This is a genomic window from Roseateles sp. P1_C6 (assembly GCF_056406315.1).
This window is the reverse complement of record NZ_JBFUAK010000002.1, coordinates 23,937-39,274: the sequence shown is the minus strand read 5'-3', so window position 1 is coordinate 39,274 and position 15,338 is coordinate 23,937. Positions and strand designations below refer to the sequence as shown.

17 protein-coding genes are annotated in these 15,338 nt (G+C 66.6%); 6 read left to right on the top strand and 11 right to left on the bottom strand.

Going from position 1 to position 15,338, the window contains the following annotated elements:
- Positions 1 to 34 precede the first annotated feature (34 nt).
- The 6 genes from AC1D29_RS03245 to surE all read right to left on the bottom strand — a co-directional run bounded on the left by AC1D29_RS03245 (position 35) and on the right by surE (position 6,691).
- The gene (locus AC1D29_RS03245) at positions 35 to 1,549 is read right to left on the bottom strand and encodes a glycoside hydrolase family 5 protein (RefSeq protein WP_477894459.1); all 1,515 of its coding nucleotides are present in this window, start codon (positions 1,547 to 1,549) and stop codon (positions 35 to 37) included.
- Between the two features lie 130 nt (positions 1,550 to 1,679).
- Positions 1,680 to 3,032: a 23S rRNA (uracil(1939)-C(5))-methyltransferase RlmD gene (gene rlmD / locus AC1D29_RS03240; protein ID WP_477894458.1), complete on the bottom strand. Its 1,353-nt coding sequence runs from the start codon at positions 3,030 to 3,032 to the stop codon at positions 1,680 to 1,682.
- Between the two features lie 109 nt (positions 3,033 to 3,141).
- The gene (gene rpoS, locus AC1D29_RS03235; protein WP_477894457.1) at positions 3,142 to 4,149 is read right to left on the bottom strand and encodes an RNA polymerase sigma factor RpoS; all 1,008 of its coding nucleotides are present in this window, start codon (positions 4,147 to 4,149) and stop codon (positions 3,142 to 3,144) included.
- A 43-nt stretch (positions 4,150 to 4,192) separates the two neighbouring features.
- A complete protein-coding gene (locus AC1D29_RS03230) occupies positions 4,193 to 5,080 on the bottom strand; it encodes a peptidoglycan DD-metalloendopeptidase family protein (RefSeq protein WP_477894456.1) in 888 nt (295 codons plus the stop codon).
- A gap of 63 nt (positions 5,081 to 5,143) precedes the next feature.
- Positions 5,144 to 5,947 (bottom strand): protein-L-isoaspartate(D-aspartate) O-methyltransferase, encoded by an 804-nt coding sequence (locus AC1D29_RS03225; protein ID WP_477894455.1) that lies wholly within the window; start codon positions 5,945 to 5,947, stop codon positions 5,144 to 5,146.
- Complete coding sequence (surE, locus tag AC1D29_RS03220) at positions 5,948 to 6,691, bottom strand: 5'/3'-nucleotidase SurE (protein WP_477894454.1); 744 nt, start codon at positions 6,689 to 6,691, stop codon at positions 5,948 to 5,950.
- Between the two features lie 171 nt (positions 6,692 to 6,862).
- On the opposite strand from surE, the gene AC1D29_RS03215 reads away from it, so the two are divergent.
- Together AC1D29_RS03215 and AC1D29_RS03210 are read left to right on the top strand one after the other, a co-directional pair.
- Positions 6,863 to 7,840, top strand: a complete 978-nt coding sequence (locus AC1D29_RS03215) for an NADPH:quinone oxidoreductase family protein (protein ID WP_477894453.1) — start codon at positions 6,863 to 6,865, stop codon at positions 7,838 to 7,840.
- A 100-nt stretch (positions 7,841 to 7,940) separates the two neighbouring features.
- Positions 7,941 to 8,684, top strand: a complete 744-nt coding sequence (locus AC1D29_RS03210; RefSeq protein ID WP_477894452.1) for a LuxR C-terminal-related transcriptional regulator — start codon at positions 7,941 to 7,943, stop codon at positions 8,682 to 8,684.
- 502 nt (positions 8,685 to 9,186) lie between these two features.
- Here the strand turns inward: AC1D29_RS03210 and AC1D29_RS03205 are convergent.
- The 4 genes from AC1D29_RS03205 to AC1D29_RS03190 all read right to left on the bottom strand — a co-directional run bounded on the left by AC1D29_RS03205 (position 9,187) and on the right by AC1D29_RS03190 (position 11,524).
- On the bottom strand, positions 9,187 to 9,408 hold the full coding sequence (locus AC1D29_RS03205) for a hypothetical protein (RefSeq protein WP_477894451.1): 222 nt from the start codon (positions 9,406 to 9,408) through the stop codon (positions 9,187 to 9,189).
- Positions 9,409 to 9,509: 101 nt separating this feature from the next.
- Positions 9,510 to 10,166 (bottom strand): DUF6988 family protein, encoded by a 657-nt coding sequence (locus tag AC1D29_RS03200; protein WP_477894450.1) that lies wholly within the window; start codon positions 10,164 to 10,166, stop codon positions 9,510 to 9,512.
- Positions 10,167 to 10,464: 298 nt separating this feature from the next.
- A complete protein-coding gene (locus AC1D29_RS03195) occupies positions 10,465 to 10,788 on the bottom strand; it encodes a hypothetical protein (RefSeq protein WP_477894449.1) in 324 nt (107 codons plus the stop codon).
- A gap of 76 nt (positions 10,789 to 10,864) precedes the next feature.
- Positions 10,865 to 11,524 carry a recombinase family protein gene (locus AC1D29_RS03190; RefSeq protein ID WP_477894448.1) on the bottom strand — a complete coding sequence of 220 codons (660 nt, stop codon included), beginning with the start codon at positions 11,522 to 11,524 and terminating at the stop codon, positions 10,865 to 10,867.
- 691 nt (positions 11,525 to 12,215) lie between these two features.
- Between AC1D29_RS03190 and AC1D29_RS03185 the strand changes: the two genes are divergently transcribed.
- From AC1D29_RS03185 to AC1D29_RS03170, 4 genes are all read left to right on the top strand, one after another.
- Entirely contained in the window at positions 12,216 to 12,377 is a 162-nt protein-coding gene (locus tag AC1D29_RS03185; RefSeq protein WP_477894447.1) for a hypothetical protein, read from the top strand.
- Positions 12,374 to 12,964: a hypothetical protein gene (locus AC1D29_RS03180; protein ID WP_477894446.1), complete on the top strand. Its 591-nt coding sequence runs from the start codon at positions 12,374 to 12,376 to the stop codon at positions 12,962 to 12,964. The genes AC1D29_RS03185 and AC1D29_RS03180 overlap by 4 nt, the downstream gene beginning before the upstream one ends.
- Before the next feature lie 279 nt (positions 12,965 to 13,243).
- Positions 13,244 to 13,915, top strand: a complete 672-nt coding sequence (locus AC1D29_RS03175) for a hypothetical protein (protein WP_477894445.1) — start codon at positions 13,244 to 13,246, stop codon at positions 13,913 to 13,915.
- Between the two features lie 606 nt (positions 13,916 to 14,521).
- Positions 14,522 to 14,635, top strand: coding sequence for a helix-turn-helix transcriptional regulator (locus AC1D29_RS03170; protein WP_371816375.1), 114 nt, complete (start codon positions 14,522 to 14,524; stop codon positions 14,633 to 14,635).
- Here AC1D29_RS03170 and AC1D29_RS03165 read toward each other — a convergent pair.
- The gene (locus tag AC1D29_RS03165; protein ID WP_477894444.1) at positions 14,615 to 15,313 is read right to left on the bottom strand and encodes a glutamine amidotransferase; all 699 of its coding nucleotides are present in this window, start codon (positions 15,311 to 15,313) and stop codon (positions 14,615 to 14,617) included. The genes AC1D29_RS03170 and AC1D29_RS03165 overlap by 21 nt on opposite strands.
- Between the last annotated feature and the right edge of the window lie 25 nt (positions 15,314 to 15,338).

Sequence of the window (15,338 nt, the reverse complement as noted above, 5' to 3'; positions counted from 1 at the left end):
GCCCTGTCGACAAAGGCGGCTTCGGCCGCCTTTGTCATTGAGCCGCAGGCTTGTAGTTCTTCAGCACGAAAGGCGCGCTCAGCACGACGGGCTGGCCCAGTTGCCCCAGTTGCATCGCCAGGTTGACGGTGCCGGCCGCAAAGCCCTCGGCCGCCACGCCACCGATGACGACCGCCTCCAGCTTGCTGGTCAGCATCACCTGCCCCGACACCACCGCCGTGTAGGGCGGCGCACCCAGTTGCAGCAGCATGGGCACGACGGCCTTGGCCTTGGCATCTTCGCTGTCCAGCCGCGCCCAGACGATGACTTGCAGCTTGTCGCCCTTGGCGATGCCGCCATGGACAGGCGCCACTGCACCGATGTCCCAGGGGTTGGGCTTGGCGGCCTGCAGCGCCACGCGCAGGCAGACCTTGCCGGTCGCCACGCAGGGTGTCTGCTGGCTGGACTGGCCGTCGCCGTACACGGACCAAGTCGCGACGCGTGGCGTGTTGATCAGATAGTCCAGCGCCGGGTCGCTTGTCCGCGCGGGCGCCGCCGCGCTCGCCCTCTCGGGCACCAGCGCGGCCAGGATGGGCTTGACCCAGCCGTCGGTCTTCATGTCCCACAGCACGAAGTCCGAGTCGAACTGCCAGTACGACCAGCCAAAGCCGCGCGCCTCTGCCGCACGGGCCACGGCCGCCGTCCAGGCGACGCGCTGGGCCATGCCGGCGCTCTCCAGCGCGCCGAACTCGCCCATCAGGATGGGTCGCTTCGTCCGCTCCGCCCACGACTTCACCTTGTCGAAGTCCTTCTGCAGGCGCTCCTGGTCGGCCGCCGAGCCCCAGGTCACGCCGGACAAGTCCTTGAACTGCGGCGTCCACGACGCGCCCTGGTGCGTGAATTCCATCGGCGTGTAGTAGTGGAAGGTCACGATGAGCTGACGGTCTGCCTCGGGCAGGCGCAGGCTGTCCAGCTGGTCCATCGAGTTCCAGGACTTCGGCCCGACGATGACACGGCGGCTGGGGTTGGACTCGCGGATGATGGCCAGGTTCTCGGCCAGCATGTCGTTCCACACCGCGTCGGCCGCGCCGTTGGGCTCGTTCAGGATCTCGAAGATGACCGCGTCAGGCGCACCCTTGTAGCGCGGTGCGAGCTGGCGCCAGAAGGCCTTGAGCTGCTCGCGGCAGGCGCTGATCTCCTTGGCGCACTCATTGAAGTTGTGCTCGTCCAGGATGACTTGCAGGCCGGCCTTCAACCCGGCGTCGACCAGTTCGTCCAGCTGCTTGAGCCACTGCGGCGACAGCCGGTAGCTCGCGTCCATGTGGGCGAAGGCGTGCAGGTTCAGCCGCACATGGTCGAAGCCGCCGTCACGAATGGCCTGCATGTGGCGCAGCTGGAAACGCGCCTTCGCCGGTTCGGTCCAGATCGGGTCGTAGCCGACGATGTTGACGCCACGCTTGAGCGCCACCGGCGCTGCGGCGCTATCTACCTGGGCGTGTACCGCAGCGGAAAGACCCAGCGCCAGCGACGCCAGCCCCAACAGTCGCGCGAACTTGAAACGATTGAACATGGCCTGCCTCTTGTCTCCGGATCGGTGGATTTATAGATAAACAAAACTAAACAGCAATGTTTATCTATTTTGTCCACCGCGCCGGAATCAACACCCCGGACTTACGCGGAGAGGCGGGGAGGCCGCTTGGTCAGCGCTCGAAAACGGCGATGGACTCGACGTGGGCCGTGTGCGGGAACATGTTCACCGCACTCGCCGCTGTGCAGCGGTAACCGGCCACGTTGACCAGCAGGCCCGCGTCGCGCGCCAGCGTCGCCGGGTTGCAGCTGACGTAGACGATGCGCTTGGGCGCCGTCCAACCCGGCGCGAGCGACGGGTCCTGCGCGATGTCGGCCACCGCCTTGGTCAGCGCGAAGGCACCCTCGCGCGGCGGGTCGATGAGCCAGCGGTCGGCCGTGCCGTCCTGCGCCAGCAGCTCGGGCGTCATCTCGAACAGATTGCGCGCGACGAAGCTGGTCTTGTGCGCCAGGCCGTTGGCGGCCGCGTTCTCGCGCGAGCGCTGTACCAGCGTCTCGCTGCCCTCGATGCCCAGCACCTCGCGCGCCTGCGTCGCCAGCGGCAGCGTGAAGTTGCCGAGGCCGCAGAACCAGTCGATGACCCGCTCGTCCGGCCGCACGGCCAGCAACCGCAGCGCCCGGCCCACCAGCGCGTTGTTGATGTGCGGGTTGACCTGCGTGAAATCGGTGGGCTTGAACGGCATCGTCACGCCGAACTCCGCCAGGCGATAGGCCAACTGCGGACCACCCTCGTCCAGCCGCTTGACGGTGTCCGGCCCCTTGGGCTGCAACCACCACTGCACGCCATGCTGGGCGGCGAATTCGCGCAGCAGCGCCAGGTCACCGTCCGGCAACGGGTTCAAGTGGCGCAGCACCAGCGCGATGACCTCGTCGCCCATCGCCAGCTCGATCTGCGGCAGGCGGTCGCGCTCGGCCATCGCGGTGATCAGCTCGCGCAGCGGCAGCAGCATGTCGCTGACGACCTTGGGCACGACCTTGCAGACCTGCATGTCGGCCACGTAGCGGCTCTTGCGCTCGTGAAAGCCGATCAGCACGACGCCCTTCTTCTGCACGTAGCGCACCGAGAAGCGCGCGCGGTAGCGATAGCCCCACGTCGGGCCCTCGATGGGCCGCAGCAGCACCTCGGCCTTGACCTTGCCGAGATGCCAGAGGCTGTCCTCGACGGCGCGCTGCTTCACGGCCACCTGCGCGCCGGCATGCAGATGCTGCATCTTGCAGCCGCCACAGGCACCGGCATGCAGGCCGAAATGCGGACAGCCCGGCGTCACGCGCAGCGGGCTCTCCTTCTTGATGGCCGTGAGCGCGCCCTGCTCCCAGTTGTTCTTGCGGCGGCCGATGGTGGCCTGCACCAGTTCGCCCGGCAAAGCGCCGTCGATGAAGACCACCTTGCCCTCGGCGTTGTGCGCCACGCCCTGCGCCTCCAGGTCGATGCTCTCGACCTTGAGCCATTCTGTCGTCTGATTCATAGGGCCGGATTGTCACTGAGGCCCCTCGCCCGCTGCATGCAGCGGACGATCCCCGAGGGGATGCGGGCCGGCTTGGGGCGGCCCGGCGCTCAGCCCGCGTCCCGGCAGCCTAGAAGATGCTGTCACGGTCCACGCCGTGACGCATCATGTTGCGCTTGAGCTTGGCCAGCGCCTCGATCTGGATCTGGCGGATGCGCTCGCGCGTCAGCTTCAGGCGGATGGCCAGCACGTCCAGCGTCTCGGGCTCACGGTCGGACAGGCCGTAGCGCCCGGCCAGCACCTCGCGCTCGCGGTCGTTCAGGCTGGCCAGACCATGCTGCAGCAGCTCCTCCACCTCGTGCGACAGGCGCAGGCCCATCGGGTCGATGGCCTGGTCGTCGGCGACCAGGTCCAGCATGGACTCACCGCCCTCGCCGTTGCGGTCCACCGGCGAATCCAGCGAGCTGGGCAGCTCGGCATAGGCCAGCAGCTCCGCCACCTCCTCGACGGGCCGGCCCAGCGCCTGGGCGACGTCCTCCGCGCGCACGCGGCCTTCGGCGCCGTTGGCACTCTGCAGCGCCTCCAGCGCGCGGCGCGCCTTCAGCACCTGGTTCAGCTCGCGCACGATGTGCACCGGCAGCCGCACCAGCCGGGCTTGGTGCATCAGCGCGCGCTCGATGCTCTGGCGTATCCACCAGCTGGAATAGGTCGAGAAGCGAAAGCCACGCTCGGGCTCGAACTTGCCGATCGCGTGCATCAGGCCGAGGTTGCCTTCCTCGATGAGGTCGCTCATCGGCAGGCCGCGGCCCAGGTAGTTCTTGGCGATGCTGACGACCAAGCGCAGGTTGTGCTCGATCATGGCCTGGCGGGCATCGAAGTCACCCGCCCGTGCGGCCTGGGCCGTGTCGAACTCCTGCTGCGGCGTCAGCAGCGGCGTGCGGCGGATGTCGCGCAGATAGGCCTGCAGCGCGTTGCCGACCTCGACATCGTCGCCCACGTTGCGCAGCACGCGCGTGTCTTCGTCGGGCGCGTCGGGGGTGGGTTCCGGCTCGCTGTGGTCATTCAGCGCGGACAGCAGGACGCCGGGATCGCGCACCGCGCCATCATGGCCATTGGATTTGGGCACAGCGCGTTTCATGACGTGGTCGCTGGCCCAGGGTTGGTTTCGCTAACCGGCTCTCTCAGCGGGCCGGCAACAGCTTCGCCGGGTCGACAGGCTTGCCGAGCTTGCGCACTTCGAAGTGCAACTTGACGGTGTCACTCTCGGTGGAACCCATCTCGGCAATCCTCTGACCTTTGCGTACGACTTGGTCCTGCTCGACCAGCATCGCCCGGTTGTGGGCATACGCCGTCAGGTAGGTGTTGTTGTGCTTGATGATGACCAAGTTGCCGTAGCCGCGCAACCCCGAACCAGCATAGACAACGCGTCCATCCGCAACAGCAAGTACGGGGTCCCCCGGTTTGCCGGCGAAGTCCAGTCCCTTGTTGCGCTGCTCGTCGAAACCGGCGCTGACCGACTGCGTGACGGGCCAGCCCCAGGCCAGCGTGTCCTCGTCCGACGACGACGCGGTCGACGTGCTGGTGGTGGCCGACGATGAAGGCGACGCCGGCGCACTGGCGGCGCCGACTGGCGGCTTGGCGTCCAGCGGGCGGGATTCGACCTTGGCGGCACTGGCGACCGGTTTGGCCGTCACCGCGCTCGCATCCACGCCCGGCGGCACGACGCGCAGCACCTGGCCGACCTCGATGCGGTTCGGGTTCTCCAGGCTGTTCCACTTGGCCACGTCGCGCCAGCTCTGGCCGTTGTCCAGCGCAATGCGGATCAGCGCGTCACCGGGCTTGACTGTGTGATAACCGGGCTTGCCGGCGTTCTCCGCACCGGGCAGCGGCGGCTTGACCTCGGGCGCAGAAGCTGCCGAGGCTGGCGCCGCAGGCACGGCGGGCGCCGCAACCTTGGGCTGCTGGGGATTGCGATCCTCGACCGGCGCGCGATGCAGCGACGTGCCGCAGGCGCTGAGCAGCAGCGAGGTGGTGATGAGTAGGAGAAGTTGGCGCAAGCTTGAGAGCATCGTGTGGCTAAGGCACGTTGAAGGGCCGCCCCGATTGTGTGGCGCGGTGCGCCAGCGGCCCGGTCAGACGACGCCGGATTTTAGGGGGACGAAGAGTACGGCCTCATGCTCGCTGCGCACCCAGCGGCTGACGCCGCCTTCGACGACGTGATCCAGCACCACCAGCACCTGGCCACGCCCACGCGCCGCGGTGGGCGCCACGAGTCGCCCGCCGGGGGCGAGCTGCTCGGTCCAGGCCGGCGGAATGTCCTCGCCGCCGGCCGCCGCGATGATGCTGTCAAAGGGCCCGCTGGCCGCGTGACCGACGCGGCCGTCGCCCCAGATGAGGCGCGGCTGGCGCGGCAATGCGACGCGCGGCAGGTTGACCTTGGCCTTGTCGTGCAGGCCCTGCAGCCGCTCGATGGACGTGACCTGGCGCGCCAGCATGGCGATGACGGCGGCCTGGTAGCCGCAACCGGTACCGATCTCCAGCACGCGGCCGAGCGAGCCGCGCTGGCGCGCGCCGGCGCCGGCCATCAGCAGGCCCAGCATGTGGGCCACGACCGAGGGCTTGGAGATGGTCTGGCCATGGCCGATGGGCAGGGCCGTGTCTTCGTAGGCCTGGGCGGCCAGCGCGGTGTCGACGAACTCATGACGGGGCACGGCGGCCATCGCGGCCAGCACATGCTCGTCGAACTTGCCCTCCGCGCGCAGCCGGTCGACCATGCGCTGGCGCACCGCGCCGCTGTCCAGCCCCGTGCCGCTGGGCCGCGCCAGACGCGCCGCGTCACGCGTGGCCTGGTGCAGATGGCGCTGCGGCATCAGCAGCTCACGCTGCGGCGCCGTGGCCGACTTCAGCGATGCAGGGAAGCGCTTGGCCGTGGCCATTCAGAGGCCCAGTCGCTGGGCCCAGGCGCCGAGCGAGGAATGCTCGGTCAGGTCGACCTGCAGCGGCGTGATCGACACGGCGCCGTTGGCGGTGGCGTGGAAGTCCGTGCCCTCGCCGGCCTCGCGGGCGTCGCCGGCGGGGCCGATCCAGTAAATGGTCTCGCCGCGCGGGTTGATCTGCTCGATGATGCCTTCGCTGGAGTGGCGACGGCCCAGGCGCGTGATGCGGCGTGGCAGCGTGGCGGCATCCGCCCGGTTGGGAATGTTGACGTTGAGCAGGAAGGCCTGGCCCAGGCCGCCGGCGATGACCTGCTCGACCAGGCTGCGCGCCATGCGTGCCGCCGCCTCCAGTTCGCCCCAGCCCTTCTCGGCCTGCGAGAACGCGATGGATGGGATGCCGAACAGATAACCTTCCGTCGCCGCGGCGACCGTGCCCGAATAAAGCGTGTCGTCGCCCATGTTGGCGCCGTTGTTGATGCCCGAAAGCACCAGGTCGGGCCGGTAGCCCAGCAGGCCGGTCAGCGCGAGGTGCACACCATCGGACGGCGTGCCGCTGACATAGCGAAAGCCGTTGGCAGCGCGGTGCACGTTCAAGGGCCGGTTCAGCGTCAGCGAGTTGGATGTGCCGCTGGCGTTCTGCTCGGGTGCGATGACGTCGATCTCACCGAGCCCCTGGCAGGCTTGTACGAGGGCCGCAAGGCCGGGGGCGAGGTAGCCGTCGTCGTTGGAAATCAGGATGCGCATGGGGGCCAATTGTAGGGAGAGCGTCACCTGCGAGACCGGGTGTAACCCTCTTGATTCCTATCATGGCCGCTTCACAAGAAGGCGCTGGGCCGCCCCGAGCTTTCTTGCGCCCCTCGGGGGGCAGGCCAGGCGCAGCCTGGCCGTGGGGCACCAATCACTCAGGAGATGACGATGAAGGCATGGCTGTGCGAGAACCCCGTGGGCGTCGAGGCGCTGCAATGGCGCGAGCTGCCCGCTCCCGCGCTGGGCGCAGGCCAGATCCGCGTGCAGATCAAGGCGGCCAGCCTGAATTTCCCTGACCTGCTGATCGTGCAGAACAAGTACCAGATGAAGCCGCCGCTGCCCTTCGTGCCGGGCACCGAGTTCTCGGGCGTCGTCAGCGAGGTGGCCGAAGGCGTCAAGGGCTTTGCCGTCGGCCAGCGCGTCGCGGCCTTCGGCGGGCTGGGCGGCTTTGCGACCGAGGTCTGCATCCCCGCCGCGCTGGCCATGCCGTTGCCGGACGCGTTCACGTTCGAGGACGCGGCTGCCTTCATCTGCACCTATGCCACCAGCCACCACGCACTGATGGACCGCGCCGCGCTGCAGGCCGGCGAGACCGTGCTCATCCTCGGCGCTGCGGGGGGCGTCGGCACGGCGGCCATCCAGATCGCCAAGGCGGCGGGCGCGCGCGTCATCGCCGCGGCCAGCAGCGACGCCAAATGCGCGGCCTGCAAGACGCTGGGTGCGGATGCCACCATCAACTACACCACGCAGAACCTGCGTGACGAACTGAAGGCGCTGACGGAGGGCAAGGGCCCCGACGTCATCTACGACCCCGTCGGCGGCGACATGGCCGAGGCCGCCTTCCGCTCCATCGCCTGGCGCGGCCGCTACCTCGTCATCGGCTTTGCGCAAGGGCAGATCCCCGCGCTGCCGCTGAACCTCGCGCTGCTGAAGGGCGCGTCGCTGGTGGGCGTGTTCTGGGGCGAGTTCGCCAAACGCGAGCCCGGCCGCAACGCCAGGATGCTGGGCGAGCTGGCCGCTTGGTACGCCGCCGGCAAGATCAAGCCCGTGCTGGACCGCGTGCTGCCGATGGAGCAACTGCCGGCCGCCTTCGCGCGCATGGCCGCCCGCGAGGTCGTCGGCAAGCTGGTTCTTACCCAAGCATGAAGCCTGAAACGGGGGCTTGCCCCCCCGCAGTCTCGCTCGGTTATGAGAGGGTGGGTGCGCTACATTCGGCGGTCGAATCGCCAGCCTCTGCTCCCTCGCCATGACCGTCAAAGTCCTCATCATCGAAGACAACCCCGTTGCCCGCAGCTTCCTGTGCCGCGTGGTGCGAGAGAGTTTCAGCGATGCCATGGAGATCACCGAGGTGGGCGATCTCGAGAACGCACGCCGCCAGGCCAGCAAGTTCGCCGGCAACACGCCCGAGACCGGCTTCAAGCTCATCCTCGTGGACCTGGAGCTGCCGGACGGCAACGGCATGGAGTTCCTGACCGAAATGGCCGGCTCGTCGGCGATCAAGATCGTCACGACGCTGTACTCCGACGACGACCATCTCTTCCCCGCGCTGCAATGCGGCGCCGACGGCTATCTGCTGAAGGAAGACCGCTTCGAGGTGCTGGTGGAAGAGCTGCAGCGCATCGTGCGCGGCCAGCCGCCGCTGTCGCCGGCCATCGCGCGCCGCCTGCTGTCGCACTTCCGCCCCGCGTCGGGCGAGAGCGGCACGATGCCGCTGAACTCGGGCTTCGGCTCGCTGTCGTCCTCGCACGCGCCCTTTGCCAGCAGCCGCGGCGTCGCGCTGGACCCGCCGCCCGAGTGGGAGCGCCTGACGCCGCGCGAGAGCGAAGTGCTGACCTATCTGAGCAAGGGCTTCACGATCAAGGAGATCGCGAACCTGATGGGCATCAAGTGGTTCACCGTCAACGACCACATCAAGAGCATCTACAAGAAGCTCAACGTGTCCAGCCGCGCCGAAGCCGCCGTGCTGGCGTCCAAGCAGGGCCTGGTCTGATTTGCCTGTGAAGGCAACGACTTAGCCTCTGTCGGGCTTCTTCTCTCTGTGCCACCAATGTCTGCCTCGGATGAAGCAGGCGGCATTCAAACACAGCCTTCGAGGCCCTGCAACGGGCTCTTTTTGGCACAGGTTTGGCACATAGTTGGCACAAGCTTCCCTCCGACAGGACCACCCCCACAAAGTCCGACTCGTCGGCGATGCGCTGCAATCTCTCTAGGAATCTGCCATCGCGAAACTCGGTCACGCAGGCGGCATTGGTGAACGGCAGTTCGCATTCGCCACACCTTCGTGACAACCGTTGACGGCATGCCGGGGGTTCAGCGCGTGGTCATGCAGCGGTATGTAGGGCACAAGCCCCGGGACATCACCGACCAGCACTATCAGGACATCACGCCCGCACAGTTGCTGGAGGTCGCCAAGGTGGTCAGCTACAGGGTCACGGTGGAGCTACGGATGCACCAAGAGCTGGGCCTCGCTCTTGACACAAAGAGACCATGCGTCAGGCCAACGGCATCGCCGTGAAGTTCAGCTTGGCGACGTTGTCGTTCAAGAAGTCGGCGACCGCCTGGGCCTGCTCGTGGCTCGTGCCAGGCTTGAGGTCAAAGCCATACAGACCCGAAGGCAGCCCCTCACCGCGCAGGGCGGCACCCTCAAAGGCGAGCCAGGGGGTGCCGCTGGCGCTCTCTTTCACGGCAAACGTAATTTCGGTTCTGACGGTCATAGCTGCTCCTAAGCCGCGCCTGGCGCAGCGTGCCAGCTATGTAACGGCGCGGGTAGGTCATTTCAAGTGCTCCACCGGAAACGTCGCGGCGGTGTCGTCGGTCAGATACCCATAGCTTCGGCCGCAGACTGAGGCGGGTTGTCGGCTCCCGCTTCGTAGCGCGGCGGCATGCGCGCCTTCGACTCTTGCAGCACCTCACGCCACAGGTCTGGCTGGTCTGACAGTGTCGCGACGCCAGCTATCGTCAGAACCCCAATGCGTGCCGCAAAGTCCAGGATGCGGCCAACGTCGTCCTCGGTGAAGGCAGGCTCTAAAACCCCATCCTGGTTCCACTTGCCGAAGTGCTCTGCCCCCGCGTGGGTCATGCCGCACATAGCCTTCCAATTGCGTTTGTAAAGGATGCTGAGGTTGCTCACCTGCCCCTCAGGGAGACCCTTATCTAGTGCGGCAATAAGGCTGGCCGTGTCCGGAATTTTCCCCTCGTGATAGCTGTCCACTTGGTCGTCAGTGGCGAAGTGAGCCAGCCACATCCCGCGCAAGTAGCCTTCAAACAGAGGTCGCGCGAGAGCAAACACGCTGGCATGCAAGGGCTGCTTCAGGGTGCACAGGGAAACCATCGCCACGTGATGTTCCTGCGCGACTCCGAAACAGACCGCAGCGGTCAGCGCCCTGCCATCACTCCTCATCTTCAGCCCGCCCACTTTCGAGGCGAGCCACTCCACTAGCTTCATCGACGTGACGATTGATTCCTGCGACATGCAATGGCCTCCTTGCCATAGGCGCGAATGTTCTCCGGAAAAATGTCAGAGGGCATCGGATGAGCGATCCAGGCCAGCTTCCCCCCTCTACCCCCTCGGTTCCTGCATGGGACTGCGAGGGCCTCAAGAGCCCCAGGAGGCCGCGCACGGGGGCCGGCAAGGGCGAGGTTCTAGTGAGCCTGGCGGATGCCTCCAGCGCACCGACGGGGGAACTGGTGGAGCGCTCATCCCACTGGGACCGGGCCTACTGGACCGGCTAGCTGGTCTTCGACGCCTGGCGAAGATTCACTTCTGACGGTCACTTCATAGCTGCATTGCGCTTGGCCACTAGCTCGGCAAAAAGGGCGACACCACCATCGGCGACTGTCTTTAGTGGATTGGCACGACAGTAGTTGTCCATCCACAGAAAGAGTTGCTCGGCCGAACTCACTTGGTCGAGGGGGTCTTTGGCCTGAAAGTACGGGTCCTTAATGACATCGCGATAGCCGACATGCTGCGCGTTCTGGCCTGACATAAATCCCATGAGCCAGGTCTTGTACTGCGCGCTCGGGGTATTTACCCACTTGCCGCAGTCGGGCCCGCCGAAGAGCGTGTATGCCTGGGCGTGCGGGGACAGAAGCACAGCGGCGACAGTCAGGCAACCGAGCAGAGAGGAAATTCTCATAGTTGGACGCCCCCTTGAATCAACAAATTGTCGGTCAAGACGTCGCTGGCGCTTCACTGTTGCCACGTAGGTTTACCGCTCGCAGAATGGTGGAGCGGCTGGCCTTCGTCAGCTCCTGCACCTGGCCCCAGGTCTTCCCCGCGTCGAGCAGCGCAAGGATGGTGGCATGCCGCGCCTCGTCCACCTGGCGGCCCCTGTAGAGCCCCGAAGTCTGCGCCTTGGCGATGCCCTCAGCCTGACGGCGGCGGCGGTCTGTGTAGTCCTTCCGCGCCATCACGGCCAGCATGTCCAGCAGCATCGCATTGACGGCCTGAAGGATCAGCTCTGTAGGGTCGGCCTCCTGACCGGCTGCGCGGGGCGGCAACGCCCGCATTGCGCTGTGGCTGGTGGGTAGGTCCAGCGCGACCACCCGGACCCCCTTTGCCTTAATGGCGTCCTTCAGGGCCTCCCAATTCTCCACGCTGAGGCGCGAGAGGCGGTCCACCTGCTCGACCAACAGCACATCCCCAGGGTGGCAGTCCGCCAGGAGTCTGAACAGCTCAGGCCGGCGCAGCTTCGCCCCTGATTCGTTCTCGGCGTACCACGAGGCCACCACGCGGCCCTGTGAGGCGGCGAACTGGGCCAGCGGCAGCCGGGCCCGCTGTGCGTCTTGGTCTTCAGTGCTGGCACGAAGGTAGGCGCGGACGTGAGACATGCTGAACCCCTCTGGTTTCGTTTGAGTGGTTCGCATAATGACGGTTTCGTTTGAGTAGGTCAACAGCGGAAACGGAACTCTCCGGGGGTCTCCTGGCGGAGTCGCAGGCTGGTATCGCTGAGGCATACCCAAAGCGAACTCACGTCTAAAACCCACCCTACGCAATAACTCAACGTCCCCGAGCTTGGCCAGCACTTGACGATGTACTCCGCCGGCCAGCGCTCGGGCCAGCAGTCGCAGCGGCCAGGGGCCGCTTCCGTGCGCGTTGATCTGCAAGCAGTTGCGCCCCTAAACCCTGCCCCTCGCTAAAGCTGAAAGTCGCCGCGTGCCGGTGGGTGCAGCCATGCCCGCTAAACCCCGGCCTTAGCAATTCATCGAAAAGCGCCTGAACTTGGTCACCACCTGGAGAACCCCTGACACCGCCCTGAGCACCACCACCACCCACAACCACGCCCCGCCACCCCTGCCCGAACCACTGGGCTTGCCGGGGCTGAGCGCCTAAACCCTCCCCTTAGCAAAAGCTCATCGTCGCCGCCTGCCCGGTAGCGCAGCCATGCCGCTTAGATCCCGGCTAGAGCAGAACCTCAAGAACGCCCACTCGGGCGTTGCCCCTGCGGCCCACGCACCACCCCTCGCCATATCGACACCAACGTCGTGACCCGGCATCACCTCCACCTGAAGAGAGAAGACTATGAAGAACGAAACGAAGTCCACCCAGCGCGCCCAGGCGGTGGAACACGGGCAGCAGCTCACCCTGAACCAGGTCGTGGCGCTCACCATCCATGAGCACAGGAAAAAGGGCGCAGTGCGCGAAGGGCGTCTGCCAGGGCCGCGCTGCCCTCGGGCGGATTGACCACGGCGGCCCAGCAGGAGGCCCGCGACAGGTTCGACCTCGAAGTGGCGCTCGCTCTGCTGCCGCCCCCATCGCCACCCAGCGCACTAGGCGTGTTCGGCAACGTGGGCCAGCGGCTGCGGGCCGACCTGAGAACCACGACCCCGGAGCCGGTCCTGCGCATGCTGGCCCGTGAGTCCCTTGGGGCCACCCGCATGTCATCCAAGTACCTGGAGGCGCTGCGGGTGGTCCTGGGGAACCAGGCCGAGGCTGAGCGGCGGGGTTACCTGGTGGAACTGAACGTCCGCACCTCCTTCGCCACGGAGAGGACCATGCGGACCATCCTCGACCAGTTGCAGGGCGCTGGGGCCATCTTCACCAAGACCGTCAGTCTCGGCCCCGGCCGGTGCCAGGAGGTCAAGTGCTTCGGCCGGCGCAGGGCGGAGTGCGGCAGTGCTGATGCCCCCGAAGAGCTGGAGCGCAGTTACCGGGCGACCGAGGCTACATGTCGAGCAGCGCCACCGCTGCCACCGGACGGAAGCCCGCTGGGCCTCGTCGAGCACGAGGTCGCAGGCTCGCTTAACGACACAGTATTAGGGTGCACCTGAAGAGTAAATCCAGCTGATTCCTGGCTGGTGTCCTTCCTGTCTGACTGCCGTTGCCATCAGGGACCACAGCGGTGGGCCGTCTACCCAGACGCGCCCGCTGGCTGACCTCATGCGGCTGACGCCGCTGCCGACCACCCCAATCCTTTCCCTGCCTGTGTCCCTGGGTGGTCGTGGTCTGAATGTCAGCCCCTGCCTGCCTTCCCTTCCGTCCCCATCACGGCCACCTGTCGGCCCCCACCAGGGCCACCGGCTGGCTTCACTTTCCATGACCACCATTCCATGACTCCCTTCTGCATCATCCCCAACTGCGGTCAGCCCAAATCGGGGCGGTCGAACAAGTGCAACGCCCACAAGCTGGCCCTGCGCCGCCACGGGCACCCCCTACAGAGCGGCATCAAGGTCACCGAATACGGCCCCTACCGGGACGCCATCCGGCGCCTGTGGGATGCAAATGAGGATGCCCCGCTGTGGCAGGTCATGCGAGCCCGCTGGGGTCGCTGTATCGACCACGCCAAGGCCCTGACTGTTCACCGAGACCGGGGGGGCGCCTACGCCCGCCATGAGGTCAGGGCAGCGGATGCACTGCTGGCGCTGGACTGCAATGTCGCCTTCCAAGAGGTCGCCTCCACGGCGCTGGCGCTGTACGTCTACGCGGCTGACCGTCCCCATCGGTTTGCCGATGACCAAGCCCTCCGCTTCCAGTTGGTCCGCAAGGTGCGCGCACTGGATGAGCTGGCGGTAGGCAAGACCTGGAACCACAAGACTCGGGCCATGCACCGGGTCTACCAAGACATGCCCCCGAGGGCTGTGAGAGTGCTGGCCGACTACCTCGGAGCGGTCTTCGCTGAAGCGGGGCTACGGCTGCGGGACCACGCCAAGGCCAGGCCGAAACCCCGCCTGGAGGTCACCGAGGCCAAGCTCATGGCCGAGTCGGTGAGGTCACTGCGGTGATGGTCACTGCCCTGAAGAAGCCGAAGCGGTCCCGTCCATGGAACCCACAGGCTGCCCCTGTCTCGCGTGAGCTGACCTACCGCCTCCCGGCTGGACTGCGCTGGGCGGCCGGGGGCCTGCGGTGGGAGCTGCCCCTCGGTGGCCGGCCTGTGGTCATCCCCGTGGCACGCGCATGGGGCACTGAGGTGGGCAACGCGGCCCATGGAAGCGCCTCGTAAGCGTCCCAGTGACGTTTGTAGTACGGTGCCCCGCGCAGCTTCGCCCCAACGGTCTTCCGGTACTCCTGAACAGCTTCCCGGAGGGTCGGTGCCGGCGCTTTCTCGGGCACCCATAGGCCCGCTTCAAGTTCTGCCTGAGTCTTACGCCCCCACCGCTCCGCGTCGCTGCGCCGCTGAAACGTCTTGGAGACCGCCGGGGCGCCTTGGACGCGGACGCGCGCGAGGAATCGCCCTCCCCGTTCGACGATTGATGCCATGCCAATGTTCCTTTTCGATCAAGTCGTTGGAACATTGGTGGCACAAACGCCCAAAAGAGCCCTTTTCGGTCATTTCCCGCGAGCCCTCGACGCCGCCAAGCTGTTGATTCCAAATAGGAATCGCGAACCTGATGGGCATCAAGTGGTTCACCGTCAACGACCACATCAAGAGCATCTACAAGAAGCTCAACGTGTCCAGCCGCGCGGAAGCAGCCGTGCTGGCATCAAAGCAGGGCCTGGTCTAACCAGCGGTCCATCAGCCGCGTCAGCGCGGCTCTCAAACCCGAAGCCTCACGCGCCATCGCGGCGCGCAACTCGTTGGGCGAGATGCCGGCGTGCTCAAGCTCGTCGATATGGCCGATCAGCCATTGCTCGAAGCGATGCGGGTCGACCTCGGGGTGGAACTGCAGGCCCAGTGCCTTGCGATGCGGCGCGAAAGCCTGGTGGGCACAGAGGGCCGTCGTTGCCAGCGACTCGGCGCCTGCAGGCAGGTCGAATTGATCGCCATGCCAGTGCAGCATGGGCTGGCTGCCCAGCTCTGCCAGCGCGCTGCCCTGCCCGGCCGCGGTCAGCATGACCGGCGCAAAGCCGATCTCCTTCACACCCATGGGCCGCACGCGCGCACCCAGTGCGCGCGCCATCAACTGCGCCCCCAGGCAGACGCCGAGCAGCGGCTGCTGCGCATCCAGCCGCTGGCGTATCAGCGCGACCTCGTCGACCAGCCAGGGGAAACGCTCCTCGTCCTCCACGCTGATGGGCCCGCCGAGCACGATGAGCAGATCGACCTTGGCCAGGTCGACGGCCGCGCAGTCGTCGACCCCGGCCTCGACATAGCGCACATGGAACCCGCGCTCACGCAGCAGCGGCTCGATGAGGCCGAGGTCTTCGAAGGCGAGATGGCGCAGCGCCAGGGCGGTTTTCATCATTGCCATCATCTCCTGCGAAATG